This is a genomic window from Siccirubricoccus sp. G192 (assembly GCF_019084075.1).
Taxonomy (GTDB): Bacteria; Pseudomonadota; Alphaproteobacteria; order Acetobacterales; family Acetobacteraceae; genus G192.
Genome location: NZ_JAHREN010000001.1, coordinates 4,068,295 through 4,089,983, shown reverse-complemented (window position 1 = coordinate 4,089,983; position 21,689 = coordinate 4,068,295). Strand labels below are relative to the sequence as shown.

Below are 21,689 nucleotides of genomic sequence, written 5' to 3'. Positions count from 1 at the left end.
TGGCGGCGCCTGCCCGCGGCCATCACCTGAGGAGAAGCAGGATGCAGCAGAGCGTCACCCTGGAAGCGCCGGCCCATGGCGTGCCGGCGGCCCGCGACATTCCCCTGGCCGAGGAGGCGGCGGAGGTCTTCCTGACCCTGAGCGTCGCCGGCCAGCTTTGCGGCGTGCCGGTTCTCGCCGTGCGGGACGTGCTGGGGGTGCAGGCCATCACCCGCATTCCGCTGGCACCGGCGGAGGTGGCGGGCAGCCTCAACCTGCGCGGTCGCATCGTCACGGCCATCGACCTCCGCTGCCGGCTCGGCCTGCCGCCGCGCGACAGCGGGGAGGGGGCGCGGGGCGCCATGAGCGTGGTGGTGGAGCGGGATGGCGAACTCTACAGCCTGCTCGCCGACCAGGTAGGGGAGGTGCTGCCGCTGCCGCGCGCCGACCGGGCGCCCAATCCGCCGACGCTCGACCCGCTGTGGCGGGAGGTGTCGCGCGGCGTGCACCGGCTCGGCGAACGGCTGCTGATCCTGCTCGATGTCGAGCGCATCCTGGCGATCGGCTAGGCCGATGGGAACCGGCGAGGATGGCGCGGCCACCTGCATGGTGGTGGATGACAGCCGGGTGGTCCGCAAGGCGGCCCGCCGGATGCTCGAAAAGCATGGCTTCACCGTGACCGAGGCAGGGGATGGCGCGGAGGCGCTTGCTGCCTGCCGGGCCAGCCTGCCGCGCGCGGTGCTGCTCGACTGGAACATGCCGGTGATGGACGGGCTGCAATTCCTCCGCGCTGCACGCGCCGAATTCGGCCCGGATCAGCCGGTGGTGGTGCTCTGCACGACCGAGGCCGGCATGGCGCGGATCGTCGAGGCGCTGGAGGCCGGCGCCCAGGAATATGTCATGAAGCCCTTCAACGAGGCCATCCTGCGCGACAAATTCATCCAGGCCGGCCTGCTGCGGGACGACGCGGCGTGAACGGCGCCGAAGGCCCCGTGCGGGTCATGCTTTGCGACGACAGCGCCACTGTCCGCGCTGCCCTGGCGCGGGTGCTTGAGACCGATCCCGGCATCCGCGTCGTGGCCCGTGCCGGCGATGGCAGGCAGGCGGTGGCGATGCTGGGATTGATGCCGCCGGAGGCCAGGCCGCAGGTGGTCTTGCTCGACCTTGAGATGCCGGTGATGGACGGCATGACCGCGCTGCCGCTGCTGCTGCGCTGCGAACCGCGGCCCGCGGTGATCGTCGCGAGTGCGCTGACCCAGCGTGGCGCGGCCGTGACCATGGCGGCATTGCGCGCCGGTGCCGCGGATTACCTTCCGAAGCCTGGCGCCGCCGGCGGCGGGCTCGCCGATGCCGGCTTCCGGGCCGAGTTGGTCGCCAAGGTGAAGGGCTGGGCGCGGATGCGCCGCGCCGCATCGCCGCGGCCCGCCATGGCATCGCGCCCCGCCTTGCCGCTGCCGGGCCGGCCGCTGCGGGCGATCGGCATCGGCTGCTCCACCGGCGGGCCGCAGGCCCTGGCGGCGCTGGTGCGCGGACTGAACCGGCCGCTTGGCGTGCCTGTCCTGGTGGTGCAGCACATGCCGGCAGGCTTCACCGCCATGCTGGCGGACCATCTCAACCGCCTGGGCGGGCCGCCCTGCGCCGAGGCACGGGCGGGCGAGGCGCTGCTGCCCGGCCGGCTCTATCTGGCGCCTGGCGATCGGCACCTGCTGGTGGCCGCCTCCGCATCCGGGCCGGTAGCCCGGCTTTCGGATGGTCCGGCCGAGAATTTCTGCCGCCCGGCGGTGGATCCCATGTTGCGGAGCCTGGTCGCCGCCGGCAATGGGCCGGTGCTGGCGGTGATCCTGACCGGCATGGGCCAGGATGGCCTGGTCGGCTGCCGCGCCGTCGCCGCCGCGGGCGGGGTTGTGCTGGCGCAGGATGAGGCGAGTTCGGTGGTCTGGGGCATGCCGGGCGCCGTGGCGCGCGCCGGTCTCGCCCGTGCCTTGCTGCCGCCGGAGGCGCTTGCCGGCCAGATGCTGGCCCTGGCCGGCGCCAGACCTGGGCCCATGGCGGCGAGGGCGGTGGCATGACGCCGGAAAGCTTTGCCTTCCTCGCAGGGCTGGTGAAATCCCGCTCCGGCCTGATCCTCACGCCGGACAAGGGCTACATGCTGGAAACCCGGCTGGTCCCGCTGTTGCGCCGGGAAGGACTGCCGACCCTCGATGCCCTCGCGCTCCGGCTGCGCGCGCCCTCGGCGGAGGCCTTGGCCGAGGCGGTGACGGAGGCGCTGACCACCAACGAAAGCTCCTTCTTCCGCGACGGCAAGCCCTTCGAGCACCTGCGCCGGGCATTGCCCGCGCTGGCCAGGGCACGGCCGCCGGGGGCGCCACTGCGGATCTGGTCCGCCGCCTGCTCCACCGGGCAGGAAGCCTATTCCATCGCCATGATCCTGGCGGAGCTGGCGCCGGCCCTGGGTGGACAGCGGGCCGAGATCCTCGGCACGGATATCGCGCAGGAGGTCCTGGCGCGGGCGCGGGAGGGCTGCTTCACCCAGTTCGAGGTGCAGCGCGGCCTGCCGGTGCAACTGCTGGTCCGGCATTTCACGCAGGAGGAGGGGCGCTGGCGCATTGCGCCGGCACTTCGCGCCATGGTCCGGTTCGAGCGGCGGAACCTGCTCTCCGACCTGCGGCCGCTCGGCAGTTTCGATGTCATCTTCTGCCGCAACGTGCTGATCTATTTCGATCCGCCGACCAAGGCGCGGGTGATGGCGGCGCTGGCGGCGCAATTGGCGCCGGATGGCGTGCTCTATCTGGGCGGCGCCGAAACGGTGCTCGGCCTCACCGATTGCCTGGTGGCGGTGCCGGGCGAGCGTGGCGCCTATGAGCGGCCGCGGCCAACGGCCATGGCGGGCTGAAGGGCTCTGCCCAGGCGTACAGGATTCCGCAACGTGGCATGCAGGGCGCGTGGCGGCAGGACGCGAACCGGGGACGCGAAAGGCCGGATGCCAGCGGGGCCCGGCCTGAGGTTCAGGCCGGGCATTCCGGTTCAGGCGGCTTCCACCGCCAGGCGCGGGGCGAAGGTCTGCGCCGAGAGGCGGGAGGCATGCTGGGCGGGGTCGCGCAGCACATAGCCACGGCCCCAGACCGTGCCGATCAGGCTGTCGGCGCCGGCCTGGGCCAGCTTCTTGCGCAGCTTGCAAATGAAGACGTCGATGATCTTCACCTCCGGCTCATCCATCCCGCCATAGAGATGGTTCAGGAAAGCCTCCTTGGTCAGGACCAGTCCCTTGCGGAGCGTCAGCAGTTCCAGGATCGCGTATTCCTTGCCGGTGAGATGCACCGGCGTGCCGGCGACGGTCACTTCGCGCGAGCCGAGATTGAGGGTGAGGGCGCCGACCGAGAGAGTGGGCTGGGAGAAGCCCTTGGCGCGGCGGACCACCGCATGGATGCGGGCCACGAGCTCCTGCATGTCGAAGGGCTTGGTGATGAAATCATCGGCGCCCACGCCGAAGCCCTTCACCTTGGCCTGTGGCCGGGTGAGGCCGGACAGGATCAGCACCGGGGTTTCGACCCGGGCGGCGCGCAGGCGGCGCACCACCTCGTAGCCCTCCATGTCCGGCAGGACGAGGTCGAGGAGGACAATGTCGTAGTCGTAGAGGCGGGCGAGTTCCAATGCCTCCTCACCGCTGTCGACCGCATCCACGACCATGGCGGCCGTCTTGAGCATGGCAACAAGGCCGCGGGAGGCCGTCAGGTCATCTTCAACCAGTAAGACGCGCATGTCTCCGTCTCCTACTCGCGTTATGCGTGTATAGGTACCATGCAGGGTTGCAATGTGAAGTGGATTTTCATCTTTTGGACGTATCAAGATATGAGACGGTTCGCTGAAAGACGATGCCGACACATCACCCAAAACGGATTATCCATCTGAATCAGATACTTGATAGGCAATCTCGGGCTCCGGCAGCGCTCTCGCGGCTGCCCCGTCTTGCCATGCACGGCCGGGTTGTGTCAGCCCAGGGCCTGACCCTTGCGGTCGAGGGTCTTGCGTCGTGGCTCCATATTGGAACGCGCCTCAAAATTGCGCCGCCCGGCAGGCCGCCCGTCCCGGCCGAGGTCGTTGGCTTCCGGGACGGCCTCGCCCAGGCGCTTGCCTTCGCGCCACTGGAGGGAATCGCCCGCGGCGCCGCAGCCTGGCTGGCGCCGGAGGCCAGACTCGCCGTGGCGGATGGCTGGCTCGGCCGGGTGATCGATCCACTCGGCCGGCCCTTGGATGGGCGCGGGCCGCTGCCGCCCGGCCCCGTCGCCCGCCCGCTCAGCGCCGCCCCGCCCGAGGCCGGCGGGCGGGCCAGGCTTGGGCCGCGGCTCGATCTCGGCGTGCGGGTGCTGGATGCCTTCGCCACCTGCCGGCGCGGCCAGCGCCTCGGTCTCTTCGCCGCTTCCGGCGTGGGCAAGTCGAGCCTGCTGGCGATGCTGGCGGCCGGTGCCGATTGCGACGTGGCGGTGCTGGCCCTGGTCGGCGAACGCGGGCGGGAATTGCGGGGAATTCCTGGAGGATGACCTCGGGCCGGAAGGGCTTGCCCGTGCCGTCGTGGTCTGCGCCACTTCGGACAGCCCGCCGCTGATGCGGCGCGAGGCCGCCCATGCCGCCATGACCATTGCCGAGCATTTCGCCGAGTCCGGCCGCCAGGTGCTGCTGCTGATGGACAGCGTCACCCGCTTCGCCATGGCGTTGCGCGAGATCGGCCTGGCCGCCGGGGAACCGCCGGCCACGCGCGGCTACACCCCCAGCGTCTTCGCCGAATTGCCGCGCCTGCTGGAACGCGCCGGTCCGCGCGGCGAGGGTTGCGCCGGCGCCATCACCGGCCTCTTCACCGTTCTGGTGGAGGGCGACGACCATGACGAGCCTGTGGCAGATGCGGTGCGTGGCATCCTGGACGGGCATGTGGTGCTGGAACGCCGCATCGCCGAGCGTGGCCGCTACCCGGCGGTGGAGGTGCTGCGCAGCCTCTCCCGCACCGTCCCCGGCTGCCTGGAGCCGGCGGAACGCGAATTGATGCAGCGGGCGCGCCGCATTCTCGCCCTGCATGCGGAGATGGCGGATCTGGTCCGGCTTGGCGCCTACCGCGCCGGCACCGACCCGGCGGTGGATGAAGCGCTGCGCCTGGCGCCGCGGATCGAGGCGATGCTGATGCAGGGCAAGGGCGAGCGCAGCAGCGTGACGGAGGCCTTCGCGGCGCTCGAGGCAGCGCTGGAGGACAATGCGGATGGCGCGTGACCCGCTGGCCGCGCTGGCCCGGCTGCGCCGGCTGCAGACCGATCTCGCCCGGCACCGCCTGGCCGAGCAATCCACCCGGCTCGCCGCGGCCGAACATCGTAGCGCGACGGCCGCCGAGGCGCTGCAGGCCGAGCAGGCCGCCGGGCCGCCCGCCGATTATGCCGCCTGGCTCACCCGCGGCCTGGCGGAACGCGACCGGGCTGCGCGCGGGCTTGGCCTGGCGGAAGCGCGCGCGGCCGAGGCCCGGGCCGGGCTGACCCTGGTGCGCACCGCCGAGCGGGCGCTGGAGGAACTAAGGGCGCAGCACGCGGCGGCGGCGGCCAAACAAGGTGCCCGCCGCGCCGAACGGATGCTGGACGATCTGGTCGGAGGACGGCAGGCACGGCCCTGATCGGCCCGGCGTTCTGCCGCGTGCCGCCGGCCGCTGAGCTGGCGTCGCGACTACAGCGCCGCCGGCTTCAGGACGCCGCGCCTGACCTGGTCGAGTTCGATGCTCTCGAAAAGGGCGCGGAAATTGCCCTCGCCGAAGCCCTGGTCGCCCTTGCGCTGGATCAGCTCGAAGAAGATCGGGCCGATGACGGTATTGGTGAAGATCTGCAGCAGCCGCCCGCCCTCCGGCGTCGGCGCGCCATCCATCAGGATGCGGTTGCGGCGCAGCCGGTCGAGATCCTCGCTCATCTCCGGCATGCGGCGGGGCAGCAACTCGTAATAGGTGTCGGGCGTGTCGAGGAACTGCACGCCGGCCGCCCGCATGCCCTCGACGCTGGCGAAGATGTCGGCGGTGCCGAGCGCGATGTGCTGGATGCCCTCGCCGTGATAGGCGCGGAGGTATTCCTCGATCTGACTGCGGTCGTCGCGGCTTTCATTGATCGGGATGCGGATCTGGCCGCAGGGGGAGGTCAGCGCCCGCGAACGCAGCCCGGTCAGCTTGCCTTCGATGTCGAAGTAGCGGATCTCACGGAAATTGAAGAGTTTTTCGTAGAACTGCCACCACACGTCCATCCGGCCGCGATGGACGTTGTGGGTGAGGTGGTCGATCACCGTCAGCCCATGACCCCGGGGATGCGGCTCGGCTTCATCCGTCCAGCGGAAATCCACGTCGTAGATGCTGCCGCGCGCGCCGTAGCGGTCCACGAAATAGAGCAGTGAGCCGCCGATCCCCTCGATGGCCGGGATGTTCAGCTCCATCGGGCCGACCTTGCCGGTGACTGGCTTGGCGCCGAGCGCGATGGCCCGGTCGAAGGCGGCGCGGGCATCGGCCACCCGGAAGGCCATGGCGCAGGCGGAGGAGCCATGCACGCGCTGGAAAGCCTGGGCGAAGCTGTCGGGCTCGGCGTTCAGGATGAAATTCACCTCGCCCTGGCGCCAGAGCGCGACCTGCTTGCTGCGGTGCCGTGCCACGGCGCGGAAGCCGAGGCGGGTGAACAGTGCCTCAAGCGCCGGCATGTCGGGGCCGGTGAATTCGACGAATCGAAGCCGTCCGTGCCCATCGGATTGGCCTCCGAGATGTGGCCGGCGAGGGCGGTGCGGTCGGGGGGGGATGTCCATGGCGGCGCGGTCCTTCAGCCGAGGGGGCAGGGGAGGTCGCCAGGGGCGGCGGTGCCTGGCGGGATCGGCGGCGCGTCGCGGGCCGCGGCCAGCATCTCCGGCACTTTGGCCATGGCGGCGAAGAGCGTGGCGAAATCCTCGATGACGAAATAGGTGGGTTGCAGGTCATCGATGAAGTAGTCGCTGCGCAGCACCCGCCAGGGATCGAATTGCAGCCGGCGGGGCTGCCTGCCCTCCGTCGCATGCACCGTCTCGGCGGAGGAGGAGAGGATGCCGGCGCCATAGGCGCGGATCACCCCCGCCTCGCGGATCAGCCCGAATTCCACCATGTGCCAGTAGAGCCGGGCCAGCGGCTTCAGCGCGCCGATCCGCGCCGCCTGCTCGCCGAGCCGGCCATAGGCGGCGAGGAATTCGGCGAAGTCGGGATGCAGCAGCAGCGGCACATGGCCGAAGGCATCGTGGAAGACATCGGGCTCCACGATGTAGTCGAGCTCGTCCGGCCGGCGGATCCAATGCGTCACCGGGAAGCGGCGGGCAGCGAGATGGCTGAAGAAGGCATCGTCGGGAATGAGGCCCGGCACCGCCACCAGCGACCAGCCCGTCGCCGGCCGCAGCCGGGCCGAAACCTGCGCGAAATCCGGCACGCCGCCGGCGAAACCCAGCCGCGCCAGGCATTCCCGGAAGGCCGCCGCCGCATGGCGCGGCAGCAGCGCCGCCTGGCGGGCATAGAGGGTCCGCCATGTGGCGTGGTCGGCCTCCGCATAGGCGGCCATGTCCTGGTTCAGCGTGAAATCGGGTCGGGCGTGGTGATAATCGCCCCTCAGCCCCTCGGGCAGTCCCGGAACGCTTCCATCCATCACGGCCTCCTGCGGCACGCTGCCGAATAGAATGCGCCAGAGGGGTGAGGGGTTTTCGGCGAATTTTGGCCTCAAAACCGCTAACCTGGGCGAAAATAGCTATGAAGGCTAGCCACCATGGCGAAATCCGCCATCGAACTCGATGCCATCGACCGCCGCATCCTGGGCGCCCTGCAACGCGACGGCCGCCTGCCCGTGGTGGCGCTGGCTGGGCAGGTCGGGCTTTCCCCCACCCCCTGCCAGCGCCGGCTGTCGCGGCTGGAGGCGGCCGGGGTGATCACCCGCTATGCCGCGCTGCTCGACCCCGCGCGGCTTGGCCTGCCCTTGCAGGCTTTCGTCATGGTGGCGCTGGAAAGCCATGCGGAGGAGGTGGTGGAGCGGTTCCAGAAGGCCCTGGCGGCACGGCCGGAGGTGCTTGCCGCCTATGCGATGAGTGGCGAGATGGACTACCTGCTGCACGTCCTGGCCGCGGATTTCGAAACCTACGCGGAATTCGCCCTGAAGGCGCTCCTGCGCATGCCCGGCGTGAAAGAGACGCGATCCTCCTTCGTGCTGACCGCGCTGAAGCCGCCGGGCGAGGTGCCGGTCTGAACTACGGCCGCAGGCTCCGCTGCTCGCGCTGCTCGTAGTGCAGGGATCGTGCGTCGAAGCGGGAGAGCAGGGCGCGGGCGGCGGGCGGCACCACGGCGACCTCCATCTCCGGCCCGGCGAATTGCCGAACCGCCTCCCAATCCGCGAACCACATGATGGTGGCGAATTCCACTTCCTGCCCTTCGGCCCGGCGCAGCAACTCGATGCGCCCGGCGCCGGGGATGCCGCGCGCCGCGATGCCCGGGAAGATGGTGCCGCGTAGCAGGTCCTCATAGGCCGCGGCATTCTCCAGGCTGGTCCAGCCGCGCCAGATGCGGACGATCATGCTCCCCTCCCTCGGACTTCGTGGGCGGCTAGAACGACCCGCCGGTCTTGAACCCGCCGCCGCCGCCCATCTGGCCGCCGGTGCGGAAGCCGCCATTGCCGCCGAAGCCGCCGCCGGTGCCGAAGCCACCATCCTGCCCGCCGCCCCAAGCTCCGCCGCCCCAGGGGCCGCCGCCTCCCTGGCCGCCCCAGGGCCCGGCATCGGGCACGCGGTGCTGTCCCATGCGGTCCCAGAAGCCGTCGCGGCTCAGGCCGCCGCGCAGCAATTCCCCGACCAGCACGCCGATCAGCGCACCGTCGCGGAAATCCCACTGGCCCCGCCCATAGCCGCGCTGCCGCATTTCCTGCCGCAGCGACTGCACCTCCATGAGCCGCCGGCGTGCCGCCTCGGCCGCCGTGCGTGCGGCGCCCAGCTCGCGCTCCGCCCGCTCCCGTGCGGCGGCGGCGGCCTCCAGCCGGGCGACGATGGCATCATCCTCGGGGGTCGGGGTGCGGAGGGCGGAATCGCGGAGCGAGCGCAGGCTTTCCGCGCCCAGAGCCGCTTCAAGCTGCGCCATCGCCTCCCGCATGGCCGCATCCTCACCCCCGGCCAGTGCCGCGCGCGCAGCCTCCGCCTTGCCGGCTTCGGCCTCCGTGGCATCGAGGGCCGCCTCCGCCGCCGCGAGTGCCTGGCGCGGTGCGTCGAGCCCGGCATCCTCGGGCAGGCCGGCCAGGTGCCGCTCCTCCACCGCCAGGGCCGCAGCGGCCGCCTCCGCCGCTTGCCGCATCCGCTCCGCATGGGCGGCCAGGCGCGGTGGGAGTTCGCTGAGCAGCGCGTAGTCGCGCCGGGCCGGCTCATAATCCGCGACGCGCGCCACCCAGCCATCCAGCAGCCGGGTCAGCGGCCCGGCCCGGTAGCGGGCGGTGCCATAGCCGCGCTGCCACAGATAGGCAAAGAGCGGATCGTCGAGATAGGGCCGGCCCTTCGCCTCCAGATCCTGTTGCGCCAGGCCGGACTTCTGCGTGGCGCGGGCGGCGATGCGGGCGGAGTCCTCGGCGGCGGCGCGCAGGCGCTGCCATTCGGGATTCCCGGCGGCGCGCTCGCGGGCCGCGGCGAGGCTCCGCTCGGCCGCGGCCTCCGCCTCGTGCAGCAGGGTGGCGGCGCGGTCGCGCTCCGCCTGCGCCGCGGCCACCGCCTGGCGCCGGGCGGCGAGGCTGGCATCGGCTTCCGCAACCGCCGCGGCGCGCGCTTCCAGCAGCCTGCGCACCTGCTCCCCGGCCGCATCCAGCCGGCCGAGCGTGGCCTGGCCGTCGCGCAGGCCAGCGAGGCGCAGCCGGGCCAGGGCACGCAGCGCCTCGGCCTGGGCGGCGCGGGCCTGATCGCGCCGCGCCGCGATGGCTTCGGCTTCGCCTTGTGTGGCGGCGGCCTCGCGCTGGGCGCGGCGGAGGCGTTCGTCGAAACTGTCGAAAAGCTGCGGGCCGCTCAGCATCGGGTGCCTACCATGAGAGAATCGCGCCACCGGTGGTGGGCACCGTCCAGGCCGGGGCCATCTGCCCGGCCTGTTTCACGCCGACCACCGGCTGGCCCACCATGCCGTCGCGCAGCTTGTCCTGGCGCACCCGTTCGAACTCCTCCGCCGGCACGCGCAGGCCCCATTTCGAGACGCGGGCAGTGCGGCCATCCTCCTCGCTGGTGATCGGGACCTCCACCGGCCGGCCATTGCGGTCCACTGCCTCGACGATCAGGTAGAAATTGCGGCCGCGCGGATTGGCCTCCGGCACGCGCCAGACGCCGGAGGGCTCGCCGGGGCGGGAGACGATGCGCACCGCGTAGTCCTGCGCCAGCACCTGCTGCAACTCCTGCAAGGAGGCCAGGCGGGCGCGGGCATCACCCAGCGCGCCGGCCCGGGCGGCGGCCTCGCCTTCCGCCAGCAGCCGGGCGGCGCGTTCGCGCGGTGCCGCCTCCTGGGTGGTGGCCAGCACGCGCGCATGTTCGGCGCGGAGCGCCCGCGGCAGTCCCTCCTCCAACTCCTGCTGCTCGGCGATGCGGGCCTGCTCCGCCGGCCGGTGCACGCCGAACCACCAGCCGCCGCCGAGCAGCACCAGCAGGCCAAGCGCGAAGACCAGCGGCCGCCCCCACCGCGCCCGCGTCACCCAGAGCGTCGCCAGGCTGCGCGCCGGGCCGGGCGGCGTCGGGCGATAGGCGAAGCGGTGCTCCTCCAGCGCCGCCACGCCCTGGTCCAGGATATGCTCCGGCACCGCGATGCCCTGGCCGGCATAGATCTCGCGCAGCCGCTGCTTCAACTGCGCGGCCCGGTCCTCGGCGGAGAGTTCGCGCTCCACCAGCGTCTCGGCGTGGCGGAGCGTGTCCACCACATCCATCGCCAGCATGGTCTCGTCGAGCGGCGGTGCCGCCGGCGCGGGCGCGGCAGGTGCGGGCACGTCAGGCGGCATGCGGGGCCACGGCGGCGGCGTCCTGCGCCAGCCGCGCCATGCGGCGCTTCGCATCCTCGACCGCGCGGCGGATCTCCTCGCTGTTCGCGGTGGCGCTCTCGCGCATCTCGGCGATGATCTCCTGCGAGCGGGTCTGGTAGGTGACCACGGAATCCACCAGCTTCTTCACGGCATCCGCCCGGATGGTCGGGCCATAGCCGGCCTTGAGCGCCGCCTCCTGCACCTTGCCGCCGATCTCGGCCAGCACTTCCAGGCTCTGGTTCACGCCCTCCTTCATGCCTTCCAGGGTGCGGGTGCTTTCGTTCAGCCCGTGCAGCCCGGTGAAGCTGGCGGTCAGCGCGGTCAGCACCGCCTCATTGGTCGAGAAGAAGCTGACCGATTGCTGCCAGACCCGCTCCTTGGCGCTGGTGGTCTGCACCAGCCGCGCCATGATGACCTCGGAGGTATTGTAGGACACGGTGAGGTTGTCCGAGAGGTCCTTGGCGATCTGGTAGCGGCCTTCCTCGGCCTGCAAGGCGCGCAGGGCCTCGTCGCGCGCCAGTTCCAGCCGGGCGCGTTCGGCAGGTTCGGTGGTGGCGGCGCCCTCGACGGTGCGGGAGGCCGCCTCCATGCGGGTCTTCGCCTCGGCGAGCTTGCCTTCGGCCGTCTTCAGCACCTCGAAGGCCATTACCTCGGCCTCCTTCATGGCGCCGCGGAAATCGCGATAGGCTTCCAGGATGGCGTGCTCGCGCTCGATCTGGTCCTTGGTGTCGCGCGACACGTCCAGGTAGGTGTGGCGGATCTTGCCGAAGCGGTCGGCGATGTCGCCGCGCGTCGCCTTCTGCCAGATGTTGGAGAGGCGTTCGGTGGTGCTGATCCGCCCGTCCTCCACCTGCCGCACCATCTCCCGCGCATCGTCCCGGATGGAGTTGAAGGCGTTGGTGATCTCCTGGTAGCGGCTGCCGATCTCCATCGCCTTGATCTGCTCGCGCACCACCTCGTTGAAGGTGGTGGCCTGGTTCAGCACGCGGGCGATCAGCACCACCCGGTCCTGGTCGAGCCCGCTGATCCGGGCGAGCAGCGCGGTGATGGGGCTTTCCTGCGCCGCCGGCTCCGGCAGCGGCAGGCCGAGGTCGCGCAGCGCGCCCATGGCCTTGTCGAGATAGCGCATGGGCTGCCCCATCGCCGGCCGCGTGGCGGGGGTGGTGCGCTTGGCGTCTGCGGCTGATCCATGGCGCGTGGCCTCTCTCTCGCTGGCCAGCGTGGCTGCCGGCCTGGATGACAGGGAAGATAGCATCGCGGCCCCAGCGGTTCGGCAAACCTTCGGTAAACCTTTGCGCTATTCCACCGCGGCTTCTGGAAGTCGCGGAACTGGAGGTTGCCATGGGACTGTTCAATTTCATCAAATCGGCAGGCAGGCTGATCGGCCTGGGCAGCCATGACGCGGTGCAGGATGAGAGCAAGCCCGCCCCGCCACCGCCTGCCGCCGAGGCCATCCGCACGGAGATGGAGCGGCTGGGCCTGCCTGCCCAGGGCATGGATGTGCGGGTCGAGGGCGACACGGTGCGCATCTCCGGTGCCGCGCCGGATGCGGCGACGCGGGAGAAGCTGATCCTGGCCGCCGGCAATGTCGCCGGCATCGCCAAGGTGGAGGAGACGATCAGCACCGCGGTGGCCTCGGCGCCGGAGCCGGTCTTCTACACCGTCGCCAAGGGTGACACGCTTTCGGCCATCGCGAAGCAGCACTACGGCAATGCCAACAAGTACCAGGCGATCTTCGAGGCCAATCAGCCGATGCTGAAGGACCCGGACAAGATCTATCCCGGCCAAGTGCTGCGGATTCCGCCGCAGCCCTGAGCCGGGCGCGGCGGCGCGGCTGCCAGGATCAGGATCAGCGGGCCTGGGGCGGGCTCCAGCTTTCCCGGGCATTCAGCGTCGCCGGGTCGAAGCCAGCCACGCGCTTGTAGCCGCCGACCAGCGCCGCAAGCTCGGCCTGGCTGGCCACACTCTCCAGCCGGTGGAAGCCCATGGGTGCGCGGCCATGCACTAGGTCCATGACGCGGTCAGGACCGTCGCCGCGATTGGCCTCCACCACCGCCGCCGTCGCCGGCCGCCGCGCGGCCTCATAGGCGGCCAGCGCCGCCTCGATGCCCGGCTGCGTCGCCAGTTGCAGTGCCAGCCAGCGCGCATCGAGGATGGCCTGGGACGCACCGTTGGAGCCGATCGGATACATCGGATGCGCGGCATCGCCGAGCAGGGTCACGCGGCCCTGCGTCCACCAGGGCAGCGGGTCGCGGTCCACCATGGGGAATTCATAGACCGCCTCCGCCGCCCGGATCAGCGCCGGCACATCCAGCCATTCGAAGCGCCAGTCCGCGAAGAGGGGCAGCACATCGGCGACGCGGCCGGGCCGGTTCCAGTCTTCGCGCGCCCAGGGATGGTCGGCCGGGAGGCGCGTCTCGCCGATCCAGTTGACGATGCTGCGCCCGTCCGGGGCCGTGCCGATCGGGTAGCAGACGAATTTCCGGTCGCGGTGCCCGGCCTGCACCATGCTGGCGCCGGTGCGGAAGGGCGGCGCCAGGCTGGTCGCGCGCCAGAGCAGCGCGCCGTTCCATTTCGGCGGACCCTCATTCGGGAAGAAGGCGGCGCGCACCACGGAATGGATGCCATCCGCCGCCACCAGCAGGTCGCCCTCCGCTCGGCTGCCATCGGCAAAGCGCGCGGCGACGCCGGCGGCGTCCTGGCGGAATCCGACCAGCCGTCGCCCCGCATGCAGGCAGGCATCGCCCAGCCGCACCCGCGCCGCCTCCCAGAGCAGCATCTGCAACCGGCCGCGGTGGATGGAGTATTGCGGCCAATGATAGCCGGCGGCGAGGCCCCTGGGCTCCGCCCAGATCTCCTGGCCGAAGCGGTTGGCATAGACGAATTCCTGCGTTGCGACGCCAACCCCGGCCAGCGCCTCGCCCAGCCCAAGCTCCGACAACTCGCGCACCGCATGCGGCTGCAGGTTGATGCCGACGCCGAGCGGGCGGATCTCGGCCGCACTCTCGAAGACCTCCGCGCCGATCCCGGCGGCGTGCAGGGCCAGGGCGGTGGTGAGGCCGCCGATGCCGCCGCCGATGATGATTGCCCGCATGGACGCGCCCTCCCGCTGGCGAAGCTTCACCGGAGGGGCAGGCCGCCGCAAGCCGCTCGCCTCCCGCCTGGGGCCGTGGCAGCTTGCGCATGGCTTGGGAAAGAGGCTTGGCATGGAGGGCACGCGGCTTCCGCCAGCGGCGGGCGGGCGGCGGGAGTTGCTGCGCGGCACGCTCGGCCTCGGCGCGCTGGCGGCGCTGCCGCAGGCCGGCGCGGCGCAGGGCGCTTCCGGCAGCCTGTTCAGCCTCGGTGTCGCCAGCGGCGATCCCTGGCCGGATGGCTTCGTCCTCTGGACCCGGCTGGCGCCGGACCCCCTGGCGCCACTCGGCGGGTTGCCGCCCGATGCCACGCCCGAACTGCGCTGGGAAGTGGCGGAGGATGCGGGTTTCACCCGGATCGCCCGGCGGGGCAGTGCGGTGGCGCGCGCCGAATCGGGCTTCAGCCTGCATGTGGAATTGCGTGGCCTGGCGCCCGGCCGGCCCTATTGGTACCGCTTCCTGGCGGCCGGCGAGGCGGGCCCGGTGGGCCGCAGCCGCACCGCGCCGGCGCCCGGCGCCACGCCGGACCGGCTGCGCTTCGTCAATGCCGGCTGCCAGCACTACGAGCACGGGTTCTTCACCTCGTGGCGCCATGTGGCGGAGGAGGAGCTCGACTTCGTCTTCCACTATGGCGACTACATCTACGAATATGCCGGCCGCCAGCCCGGCCAGCCCGGCGGTTTCGGCCCAGCGGTGCGGAGCCATGCCGGCGGCAAATGCCGGACACTGGAGGATTTCCGCCAGCGCTACGCGCAATACCACAGCGACCCCGACCTTATCGCCGCGCATGCCGCGCATCCCTTCATCGCCAGCTTCGACGACCATGAGGTGGAGAACAACTGGGCCGGCGCGGTGAGCGAGGCGGATGGGCTGAGCCCGCGCCACCCCGTGGCGATGCCGCGCGAGGCCTTCCTGGCGCTGCGTGCCACCGCCTTCCAGGCCTGGTACGAGAACATGCCGGTGCGTCTGGCGCAGCGCCCGCATGGGGCGGATGTGCTGGCGCATCGCCGCCTCCGCTTCGGCCGGCTGGCCGAGATCCATGTGCTGGACACCCGGCAGTATCGCGACGACCAGCTCTGCGGCGACCGCAACGCCCCACCCTGCGCCGCGGTGGAACGGCCGGAGGCGCAGATGCTCGGCGCCGCGCAGGAAGCCTGGCTGCTGGAGGGGCTCGCCGCCTCCGGCGCCACCTGGCAGGTGCTGGCGCAGCAGGTGATGCTGATGCGCCGCGAATTCGCCGATGGCGGCATCTCCATGGACAAGTGGGACGGCTATCCCGCGGCGCGCGCCCGGCTGCTGCGGGGGCTTGCCGAGCGGCGCGTGGCCAATGCCCTCAGCCTCAGCGGCGATGTCCACAATGCCTGGGCGGGCGATTTGCGGCTGGACCCCGAAGGCCCCGTGCTCGCCACGGGATTCGTGGGCAGCAGCATCACCAGTACAGGCGACGGCAGCGAGACATTGCCCGCCACCCCGGCGATGCTGGCGCGCAACCCGCATATCGCCTTCTTCAACAACCGCCGCGGCTATTGCCTGCATGAGGCAAGCCCGGCCCGGCTGGAAACCACCTTCCGGGCCGTTCCCTACGTGACCCGCCCGGGTGCCCCGCGCGAGGATCGTGGCCGTTTCGTTCTGGAGGCCGGCCGGCCGGGGTTGCTGTCGGGCTGAAGGCACTTCTCTGGCCAGCCCGGCCCCGCCTGGGCCAGACTGCGGCAGGACGCGGAAAGCGCAGGGAGGGTTCAGGATGGCACGCATCGGCTTCGTCGGCCTCGGCAACATGGGCGGCCCGATGGCCCGCAACCTGCTCAAGGCCGGGCATCAGGTCGCGGTTTTCGACATCGTCCCGGCGGCGCTGGAAGGCGTGGTGGCGGCCGGCGCCAGCCGCGCCGAAAGCGCGGCAGCGGCGGCGCGGGGCGCGGAATTCCTGCTCACCATGCTCCCCGCCGGCCAGCATGTGCGGGATGCCTGGACCGGTGCCGGTGGCATGGCCGCGGCCAGCGAGGCCGGCGCCGTGCTGGTCGACTGCTCCACCATCGATGTCGCCACCGCGCGCGAGGTCGCCGCCGCCGCCGGCCGGCCGATGCTGGATGCGCCGGTCTCGGGCGGCGTGATGGGGGCGGAGGCGGGCACGCTCACCTTCATGGTCGGCGGGCCGGAGGATGCCTTCGCCCGGGCCGAGCCGATCCTGCGCGCCATGGGCCGCACCGTGGTGCATTGCGGCGGGGCGGGCGCGGGGCAGGCGGCCAAGGTCTGCAACAACATGATGCTGGCCGCGACCATGATCGTCACCAGCGAGGCCTTCGTGCTGGCGGAGCGGCTTGGCCTCAGCCATCAGGCGCTATTCGACGTCGCCTCGAAATCCTCGGGCGCCTCCTGGGCGCTGACCACCTATTGCCCGGTGCCCGGTCCGGTGCCGGCCAGCCCGGCGAATCGCGACTACCGGCCGGGCTTCTCGGCGGCGCTGATGGCCAAGGATCTCGGCCTGGCGCAGGAGGCGGCGCAGGCAACCGGCGCAGCGACGCCGCTCGGCGCGCAGGCGCTGGAGCTCTACCGGCGATTCGTGGAGACGGGCGGCGGAAGCACGGATTTCTCCGGCATCATCCGCATGCTGCGCGAGACGGGTTGAGCCCACCCGCGGCCGTCACCGCCAGCGGCGGTGCATCCACAGCCACTGCCCCGGATATTCGCGGACCCAGCCCTCGATGATGCGGTTCATCAGCGCTGTTGCCGCCTCCACATCGACGCGGCCGGAGGCATCGCGCGGCAGGGTGACGGCTTCGGTGAGTTCCAGCCGGAAGCGGCCACCGGGCAGGCGGATGGCGCGGGCGCCATGCACTGGGCAGTCGAAGCGCCGCGCCAGCCGGGCGATCAGCGGGTTGCTCGCCGCCGGCCGGCCGAAGAAGGGAACCCGCGGGCCCCGGCCGAAGCGCTGGTCCACCAGCATGCCGACATGCTTGCCCTCGTCCAGCGCCTCCAGCATGCGGATCGGCGCGGTCATGCCGGCCGGGATCAGCTCCCCCATGCTATTGGCGCGCAGCGCCAGGATGTCGCGCGCCACCGCCCGGTTGTTCGGCGTACGGTAGAGCACCGCGGCATCCAGCCCGTGCCGTGCCGCGGCGATCGCCGGCAATTCCCCAATTCGCCAGATGCGCGCCAAAGAACAGGGCCGGCTTGCCGTCGTCGCGCAGTTCCTCGAAGCGCGCGATCATCTCGGGCGCCGCCTCGATCCGCCCGATGCCGGGCCGTGCCGGGTCGTAGTCCCAGATGCGGTCGAGATGCACGTATTCGCAGGCGGTGCGGCCGAGATTGTCCCAGGCCAGGCGCCCGATGCGGCGATGCTCGGCCGGCGGCAACTCGGGGAAGGCCCGGGCGATGTTGTCCAGCGTCACCCGATGCACCGGCGTGAGCGGCCCGAGGTTGCGCGCGATGCTGGCGCCGAGCGCCGCAGCGCGGTCCGGGCCGAGTGCGCGGAGCAGGGCGAAGGCGCCGCGCACCAACGCCGCGAGTGCGGCATCGGCCAGGCGGGACATGGCTAGAGCGTGACCACGATCTTGCCGAAGACCCGCCGCGATTCCAGCCGCGCCAGCGCCTCGGCGAAGCCCTCCAGCGGCGCCACCGTGTCCAGCACCGGCGTCATGCCGCCCGCCATCTTCGCCAGCCCATCCGCGACGTTGCGCAGGGAGGCGCCGAAGGAGCCGAAGATCCGCAACTGCCGCTGGAAGATCATCATCAGGTTGGTCTCGGCACTGACCCCGCTGGTGGAGCCGCAAGTCACCAGCCGCCCGCCCATGCGCAGCGACAGCAGGCTGCCGGCCCAGGTGGCGGCGCCAACATGCTCGAAGACCACATCGACGCCGCGCTTGCCGGTGACGCGGCGCGCGACGGTCGGGAAGTTCTGCGTGCTGTAATTCACCACATGATCGGCGCCGAGCGCCCGGGCCCTGGCGCATTTCTCGTCATCGCCGGCAGTGGCGATGACGGTGCAGCCGAGCGCCTTGGCCTGCTTGATCGCGACGGTGCCAATGCCCGATCCGCCGGCCTGTACCAGGATGGTCTCGCCCGGCTCCAGCCGCGCATTGTCGAAGAGCATGTGCTCGACGGTGGAGAAGGTGACGGCGGCGCAGGCGGCATCCTCCACCGCCACGCCATCCGGCACCGGCACCGTCAGCCGCGCCGGAAGGTTCACCAGTTCCTGCGCGAAGCCATCGACATGGAAGCCCATGACGCCGGAGACGTTCTCGCAGAGATTGTCGCGCCCCTCGCGGCAAGCGCGGCAATGGCCGCAGGTCAGCGCGCCATAGGGCGCGACCCGCTGGCCGATGGCGCGACCAGTGACACCTTCGCCCAGAGCCACGACCTCGCCCACCGCCTCCGCACCCACCGTCAGCGGCAGCCTGCGCTTGGCGAAGGCCATGCCGCGCCAGCCCCAGACATCGATATGGTTCAGCGCGACCGCGCGGATGCGAAGCTGCACCTCGCCGCGGCCGGGCGGCGGCGGCGGCGGGACCTCGACCAGGCGGCTGTCACGGTCGCCGAACAACTGCAATGCGCGCATGGTGGCCCCCATCTGCGGCATGGCTCAGCCCGCCGGCTCCGCTCCCAGCACCAGGCAGACATTCTGCCCGCCGAAGCCGAAGGAGTTGGACAGCACCCGCGCCACCTTCGCGTCGCGCGCGACATTCGGCACCACATCCAGCGGGATCGCCGGGTCGGGCGTCTCGTGGTTGATGGTTGGCGGCAGGCGGCCGTCGCGGATGGTGAGCAGGCTGAACACCGCCTCGATCGCCCCGGCGGCCGAGAGGGTATGGCCGATCATCGACTTGTTGGAGGAGATCGGCGGCGGCGCATCGCCGAAGACGGCGCGCATGCCGAGCGTCTCCATCTTGTCGTTCTCCGGCGTGCCGGTGCCATGCGCGTTCACATAGTCGATCTGCGCGGGTTCCAGCCCGGCATCGGCGATGGCCGCGCGCATGGCGCCGATGATCGCGCCGCCATCCGGGTTACTGCGGGTGCGGTGGAACTTATCCGCCCGCTCGCCGCAGCCGAGCACCAGGCCGAGCACCCTGGCGCCGCGCGCCCGCGCGCCCTCCAGGCTTTCCAGCACCAGCGCCGCGGCGCCCTCGGCCATCACGAAGCCCTCGCGCGTCTTCTCGAAGGGACGGGAGGCGCGGGCGGGGTCGTCGTTGCGGGTGGAGAGGGCCGAGAGCAGCGAGAAGCGGATCAGCGACTCCGGCTGCACGCTGCCCTCGGCACCGATGCAGAGCGCCGCTGCGGCCTCACCGCGCTGGATCGCCTCGACGCCGAGCTGGATCGCCGAGGCGCCGGTGGCGCAGGCGGTGGTGAGCGAGATCGGCGCGCCGCGCGTGCCGAAGCGGTCCGCCAAACGCTCCCCGACACCGCCGAAGAGGCAGGTCTCGAACAGATCCCGCCGGCCTTCCGCCGCGGCGATCATGGCGGGGTAGCGGCCAGCCTCCGGCCCCTGGCCATGCCGCGCGAGGTCGAACCGGTGCGGCCATTCCACCTCGACCGGCGGCATGCCGAGGAAGAGCGGGCCGGGGAAATCGCCGGGCCCGCCGATGCCGGCATCCGCCACGGCCTCCTCGGCCGCCAGCACCGCCAGGCGCTCCACCCGCGCGGCAGCGGTGAGCGGCGCGCCCTCCCGGTCCTCGGGCAGGTCCACGGCGCCGGCGATGCTGGTCTTCAGGTGATCGGTCGGGAAGCGGGTGATGCTGCGGATGCCGGAGCGCCCGGCCAGCAGCCCGGCCCAGCTCTCCGCCACGCCGAAGCCCAGCGGTGTCATCAGGCCAATGCCGGTGACGGCCACCAGCGGCCGCCCGAGATGATCGCGTGTCGCGCCGGAGGCGCGCGGGACATTTGTCGCGCCGGAGGCGGGCCGATCTTGCGCTTGGCTCATGTCGCGCCTCCGTCGATGCGCTCGACCAGGGCCAGCGCCTCGCCGCGCCAGAGGCCGAAGCCGGTGACCAGGACCTGTGCCGGCGCCCCATCCTGCCCGAGCGCCAGCGCAGCCAGGGCCAGGTTGGCGGGAAAGGCGGCCTCCACCGTATGGCCGATGAGGTCGGCGCTGTAGCGGAGCGGGCCCTGCGCCGGCCCGCTCTCCCGCAGGTCGGCCAGGAAGCCAGCCTCCTCCGTGCCCGGCGCGGCGGCGCCGGTGGCGCCCGAGAGCACCGCATAGCCATCCCGCAGCAGCGGCCGGATCTGCTCCGCCAGTGCCAGGGTGGAGGCGCGCGCCGTATCCTTGCCGCGCCGCCGCGCCGCGCCGGTGGCGACCATGGTGAGGCGCGCGAGGCCCGCGGCGCCGCGGGCCCTGGCATGGGATTCGGTTTCCAGCAGCAGGAAGGCGCCAGCGGTGCCCATCACCATGCCGCCATCGGTGCCGCCGGCCAGCCGCTGCGCCACGGGCGCCCAGGCGCCGCGCCAAAGGCTGCCGCCGGCCGCATAGGGCAGCAGCATGTCCCAGCGCCCGGCGATATAGGCGCCGCCGGCCAGGGCGATCTCGCCGCGCCCCTCGGCCAGCCGTGCCGCGGCGATCCGCACCGCATCGGCCGCCGCCTGCTCCTCGCCCATGAAGGTGCGGGAGGAGCCGGTGACGCCATGCACGATGGAGATGTTGCCGGCCAGCAGGTTAGAAAGCTGCGCCAGGAACAGGGTGGGGCGGAGCCCATTCGCCAGCCGCTCGTTCAGCAGCCGGGCAGCCTCGGCGGGCGGCAGAGGGGCAAGCTCCGCGGCCACCGCCTCATCGAGGGCGATGTCGCGCTCGCCGCCACCGGCCGCGACCACCAGATGCATGTCGCCGACTAGGCCGCGCGCCGCGCCGCTGTCGAGGGCCAGACCCGCCGCATAGGTGCCGAGCCGCTGCCAGGGCTCCATCTGCCGCTGGTCGCCCTTTTTCGGGATCTGCCGGTCGAGGTCGAGCGGCGGCAGCGGATGCACGGGGAAGGGGGCGAAGCCGGTCTCGTCCAGCACCGGCTTCGCCGCCGGGTCGGCCAGGGCCGCCAGATGCGGCGCCGCGCCCTCGCCGAGCGAGGAGACCAGGCCGATCCCGGTGATCCAGACGGGCTCGGTCATCGAATGCCGTTCCGCTGGGGCATGTCAGGCTGCTCCGGTGAGCCCGATGCGTTCGGCCTGGGCGCGCATGGCGGCCTCTAGCTCGGGCGCCGGGAAGGGAAGGGTGCGGAGGGTCAGCTCCGCGTCGCAGATGCGCTTGCCGCCGGCGCTGATCCGTCCGGCGGTCACGGCATAGCCGGAACCGTCATGCACCAGGCTGGCCTCCACCGTCAGCACCGTGCCGGGGCCGACGAAGCTCCGCAGCTTGGCCTCGCGCACGCCGGCCAGGAAGGGCATCCGGTCGAAATTGCAGCGGGCCAGCAGCAGGTAGCCGGAGGCCTGGGCCATGGTTTCCACCAGCAGCACCCCCGGCACCAGCGGGTGGCCGGGGAAATGCCCCTCGAAGACCGGGCTCCGCTCCGGGACGGTCGCCTCGGCGGTGAGGCTCTCCGGGCCGACCGCCAGGACGCGATCGATCATCTGGAAG

General features: G+C 71.8%; 23 protein-coding genes and 1 pseudogene. 10 read left to right on the top strand and 14 right to left on the bottom strand.

The annotated features are described in order from the left end of the window. Positions 1–41 precede the first annotated feature (41 nt). From KSF81_RS19780 to KSF81_RS19765, 4 genes are read left to right on the top strand one after another with little or no spacing between them, the layout of a single operon-like run. Positions 42–548 carry a chemotaxis protein CheW gene (locus tag KSF81_RS19780; protein ID WP_217380425.1) on the top strand — a complete coding sequence of 169 codons (507 nt, stop codon included), beginning with the start codon at positions 42–44 and terminating at the stop codon, positions 546–548. Positions 549–552: 4 nt separating this feature from the next. Continuing rightward, a complete protein-coding gene (locus KSF81_RS19775; RefSeq protein ID WP_217380424.1) occupies positions 553–954 on the top strand; it encodes a response regulator in 402 nt (133 codons plus the stop codon). Then, positions 951–2,048, top strand: coding sequence for a chemotaxis-specific protein-glutamate methyltransferase CheB (gene cheB / locus KSF81_RS19770; RefSeq protein WP_375293340.1), 1,098 nt, complete (start codon positions 951–953; stop codon positions 2,046–2,048). The genes KSF81_RS19775 and cheB overlap by 4 nt, the downstream gene beginning before the upstream one ends. Further along, on the top strand, positions 2,045–2,872 hold the full coding sequence (locus tag KSF81_RS19765; protein ID WP_217380423.1) for a protein-glutamate O-methyltransferase CheR: 828 nt from the start codon (positions 2,045–2,047) through the stop codon (positions 2,870–2,872). Before cheB ends, KSF81_RS19765 begins: the two co-directional genes overlap by 4 nt. 131 nt (positions 2,873–3,003) lie before the next feature. On the opposite strand, the gene ctrA is transcribed toward KSF81_RS19765, so the two are convergent. Continuing rightward, the gene (ctrA, locus tag KSF81_RS19760) at positions 3,004–3,738 is read right to left on the bottom strand and encodes a response regulator transcription factor CtrA (RefSeq protein ID WP_217380422.1); all 735 of its coding nucleotides are present in this window, start codon (positions 3,736–3,738) and stop codon (positions 3,004–3,006) included. 212 nt (positions 3,739–3,950) lie between these two features. Here ctrA and KSF81_RS19755 point away from each other — a divergent pair. Further along, a pseudogene (locus tag KSF81_RS19755) lies at positions 3,951–5,235 on the top strand (FliI/YscN family ATPase). After that, entirely contained in the window at positions 5,225–5,626 is a 402-nt protein-coding gene (locus KSF81_RS19750; protein WP_217380421.1) for a hypothetical protein, read from the top strand. Before KSF81_RS19755 ends, KSF81_RS19750 begins: the two are co-directional and overlap by 11 nt. A 50-nt stretch (positions 5,627–5,676) precedes the next feature. On the opposite strand, the gene hppD is transcribed toward KSF81_RS19750, so the two are convergent. Both hppD and phhA read right to left on the bottom strand, forming a co-directional pair. After that, positions 5,677–6,681: a 4-hydroxyphenylpyruvate dioxygenase gene (gene hppD / locus KSF81_RS19745; protein ID WP_375293339.1), complete on the bottom strand. Its 1,005-nt coding sequence runs from the start codon at positions 6,679–6,681 to the stop codon at positions 5,677–5,679. 116 nt (positions 6,682–6,797) lie between these two features. Then, positions 6,798–7,640, bottom strand: coding sequence for a phenylalanine 4-monooxygenase (phhA, locus tag KSF81_RS19740; protein WP_217380419.1), 843 nt, complete (start codon positions 7,638–7,640; stop codon positions 6,798–6,800). A gap of 117 nt (positions 7,641–7,757) precedes the next feature. On the opposite strand from phhA, the gene KSF81_RS19735 reads away from it, so the two are divergent. Then, on the top strand, positions 7,758–8,231 hold the full coding sequence (locus KSF81_RS19735) for an Lrp/AsnC family transcriptional regulator (protein ID WP_217380418.1): 474 nt from the start codon (positions 7,758–7,760) through the stop codon (positions 8,229–8,231). Between the two features lies 1 nt (position 8,232). Here the strand turns inward: KSF81_RS19735 and KSF81_RS19730 are convergent, their stop codons facing one another. The 4 genes from KSF81_RS19730 to KSF81_RS19715 are packed head-to-tail and all read right to left on the bottom strand — an operon-like array spanning position 8,233 to position 12,138. Then, entirely contained in the window at positions 8,233–8,556 is a 324-nt protein-coding gene (locus KSF81_RS19730; RefSeq protein ID WP_217380417.1) for a hypothetical protein, read from the bottom strand. A 28-nt stretch (positions 8,557–8,584) separates the two neighbouring features. After that, entirely contained in the window at positions 8,585–10,024 is a 1,440-nt protein-coding gene (locus KSF81_RS19725) for a hypothetical protein (protein WP_217380416.1), read from the bottom strand. A 7-nt stretch (positions 10,025–10,031) separates the two neighbouring features. Further along, entirely contained in the window at positions 10,032–10,976 is a 945-nt protein-coding gene (locus KSF81_RS19720) for a DUF6384 family protein (protein WP_217380415.1), read from the bottom strand. Between the two features lies 1 nt (position 10,977). After that, positions 10,978–12,138: a hypothetical protein gene (locus KSF81_RS19715; protein WP_217380414.1), complete on the bottom strand. Its 1,161-nt coding sequence runs from the start codon at positions 12,136–12,138 to the stop codon at positions 10,978–10,980. Positions 12,139–12,350: 212 nt separating this feature from the next. Between KSF81_RS19715 and lysM the strand changes: the two genes are divergently transcribed. After that, positions 12,351–12,824: a peptidoglycan-binding protein LysM gene (lysM, locus tag KSF81_RS19710; RefSeq protein ID WP_217380413.1), complete on the top strand. Its 474-nt coding sequence runs from the start codon at positions 12,351–12,353 to the stop codon at positions 12,822–12,824. Positions 12,825–12,858: 34 nt separating this feature from the next. On the opposite strand, the gene KSF81_RS19705 is transcribed toward lysM, so the two are convergent. Beyond that, entirely contained in the window at positions 12,859–14,103 is a 1,245-nt protein-coding gene (locus KSF81_RS19705; RefSeq protein WP_217380412.1) for a flavin-dependent oxidoreductase, read from the bottom strand. A gap of 112 nt (positions 14,104–14,215) precedes the next feature. On the opposite strand from KSF81_RS19705, the gene KSF81_RS19700 reads away from it, so the two are divergent. Both KSF81_RS19700 and mmsB read left to right on the top strand, forming a co-directional pair. Beyond that, on the top strand, positions 14,216–15,805 hold the full coding sequence (locus KSF81_RS19700; RefSeq protein ID WP_217380411.1) for an alkaline phosphatase: 1,590 nt from the start codon (positions 14,216–14,218) through the stop codon (positions 15,803–15,805). A gap of 76 nt (positions 15,806–15,881) precedes the next feature. Continuing rightward, on the top strand, positions 15,882–16,763 hold the full coding sequence (gene mmsB / locus KSF81_RS19695) for a 3-hydroxyisobutyrate dehydrogenase (RefSeq protein ID WP_217380410.1): 882 nt from the start codon (positions 15,882–15,884) through the stop codon (positions 16,761–16,763). A 15-nt stretch (positions 16,764–16,778) separates the two neighbouring features. Here mmsB and KSF81_RS30070 read toward each other — a convergent pair whose 3' ends face one another. From KSF81_RS30070 to KSF81_RS19670, 6 genes are read right to left on the bottom strand one after another with little or no spacing between them, the layout of a single operon-like run. Further along, entirely contained in the window at positions 16,779–17,225 is a 447-nt protein-coding gene (locus KSF81_RS30070; RefSeq protein WP_309139623.1) for a hypothetical protein, read from the bottom strand. Then, positions 17,161–17,667 (bottom strand): hypothetical protein, encoded by a 507-nt coding sequence (locus tag KSF81_RS30065; RefSeq protein WP_254453630.1) that lies wholly within the window; start codon positions 17,665–17,667, stop codon positions 17,161–17,163. Before KSF81_RS30065 ends, KSF81_RS30070 begins: the two co-directional genes overlap by 65 nt. A 2-nt stretch (positions 17,668–17,669) precedes the next feature. Then, positions 17,670–18,713, bottom strand: coding sequence for a zinc-binding dehydrogenase (locus tag KSF81_RS19685; RefSeq protein WP_254453629.1), 1,044 nt, complete (start codon positions 18,711–18,713; stop codon positions 17,670–17,672). Positions 18,714–18,716: 3 nt separating this feature from the next. Beyond that, a complete protein-coding gene (locus tag KSF81_RS19680) occupies positions 18,717–20,051 on the bottom strand; it encodes a beta-ketoacyl-ACP synthase (RefSeq protein ID WP_217380409.1) in 1,335 nt (444 codons plus the stop codon). Continuing rightward, entirely contained in the window at positions 20,048–21,223 is a 1,176-nt protein-coding gene (locus KSF81_RS19675; protein WP_217380408.1) for a beta-ketoacyl-ACP synthase, read from the bottom strand. The genes KSF81_RS19680 and KSF81_RS19675 overlap by 4 nt, the downstream gene beginning before the upstream one ends. Positions 21,224–21,247: 24 nt before the next feature. Continuing rightward, entirely contained in the window at positions 21,248–21,682 is a 435-nt protein-coding gene (locus KSF81_RS19670) for a 3-hydroxyacyl-ACP dehydratase FabZ family protein (RefSeq protein WP_254453628.1), read from the bottom strand. Positions 21,683–21,689: the final 7 nt, after the last annotated feature.

What these genes read in the sequence shown, in the direction of transcription:
- KSF81_RS19780 (WP_217380425.1), top strand. Translation starts at nt 42, where the DNA reads ATGCAGCAGAGCGTCACCCTGGAAGCGCCGGCCCATGGCGTGCCGGCG.
- KSF81_RS19775 (WP_217380424.1), top strand. Translation starts at nt 553, where the DNA reads ATGGGAACCGGCGAGGATGGCGCGGCCACCTGCATGGTGGTGGATGAC.
- KSF81_RS19765 (WP_217380423.1), top strand. Translation starts at nt 2,045, where the DNA reads ATGACGCCGGAAAGCTTTGCCTTCCTCGCAGGGCTGGTGAAATCCCGC.
- ctrA (WP_217380422.1), bottom strand. Translation starts at nt 3,738, where the DNA reads ATGCGCGTCTTACTGGTTGAAGATGACCTGACGGCCTCCCGCGGCCTT.
- KSF81_RS19750 (WP_217380421.1), top strand. Translation starts at nt 5,225, where the DNA reads ATGGCGCGTGACCCGCTGGCCGCGCTGGCCCGGCTGCGCCGGCTGCAG.
- hppD (WP_375293339.1), bottom strand. Translation starts at nt 6,681, where the DNA reads ATGCCGGCGCTTGAGGCACTGTTCACCCGCCTCGGCTTCCGCGCCGTG.
- phhA (WP_217380419.1), bottom strand. Translation starts at nt 7,640, where the DNA reads ATGGATGGAAGCGTTCCGGGACTGCCCGAGGGGCTGAGGGGCGATTAT.
- KSF81_RS19735 (WP_217380418.1), top strand. Translation starts at nt 7,758, where the DNA reads ATGGCGAAATCCGCCATCGAACTCGATGCCATCGACCGCCGCATCCTG.
- KSF81_RS19730 (WP_217380417.1), bottom strand. Translation starts at nt 8,556, where the DNA reads ATGATCGTCCGCATCTGGCGCGGCTGGACCAGCCTGGAGAATGCCGCG.
- KSF81_RS19725 (WP_217380416.1), bottom strand. Translation starts at nt 10,024, where the DNA reads ATGCTGAGCGGCCCGCAGCTTTTCGACAGTTTCGACGAACGCCTCCGC.
- KSF81_RS19715 (WP_217380414.1), bottom strand. Translation starts at nt 12,138, where the DNA reads ATGCGCTATCTCGACAAGGCCATGGGCGCGCTGCGCGACCTCGGCCTG.
- lysM (WP_217380413.1), top strand. Translation starts at nt 12,351, where the DNA reads ATGGGACTGTTCAATTTCATCAAATCGGCAGGCAGGCTGATCGGCCTG.
- KSF81_RS19705 (WP_217380412.1), bottom strand. Translation starts at nt 14,103, where the DNA reads ATGCGGGCAATCATCATCGGCGGCGGCATCGGCGGCCTCACCACCGCC.
- KSF81_RS19700 (WP_217380411.1), top strand. Translation starts at nt 14,216, where the DNA reads ATGGAGGGCACGCGGCTTCCGCCAGCGGCGGGCGGGCGGCGGGAGTTG.
- mmsB (WP_217380410.1), top strand. Translation starts at nt 15,882, where the DNA reads ATGGCACGCATCGGCTTCGTCGGCCTCGGCAACATGGGCGGCCCGATG.
- KSF81_RS30065 (WP_254453630.1), bottom strand. Translation starts at nt 17,667, where the DNA reads ATGTCCCGCCTGGCCGATGCCGCACTCGCGGCGTTGGTGCGCGGCGCC.
- KSF81_RS19685 (WP_254453629.1), bottom strand. Translation starts at nt 18,713, where the DNA reads ATGCCGCAGATGGGGGCCACCATGCGCGCATTGCAGTTGTTCGGCGAC.
- KSF81_RS19680 (WP_217380409.1), bottom strand. Translation starts at nt 20,051, where the DNA reads ATGAGCCAAGCGCAAGATCGGCCCGCCTCCGGCGCGACAAATGTCCCG.
- KSF81_RS19675 (WP_217380408.1), bottom strand. Translation starts at nt 21,223, where the DNA reads ATGACCGAGCCCGTCTGGATCACCGGGATCGGCCTGGTCTCCTCGCTC.
- KSF81_RS19670 (WP_254453628.1), bottom strand. Translation starts at nt 21,682, where the DNA reads ATGATCGATCGCGTCCTGGCGGTCGGCCCGGAGAGCCTCACCGCCGAG.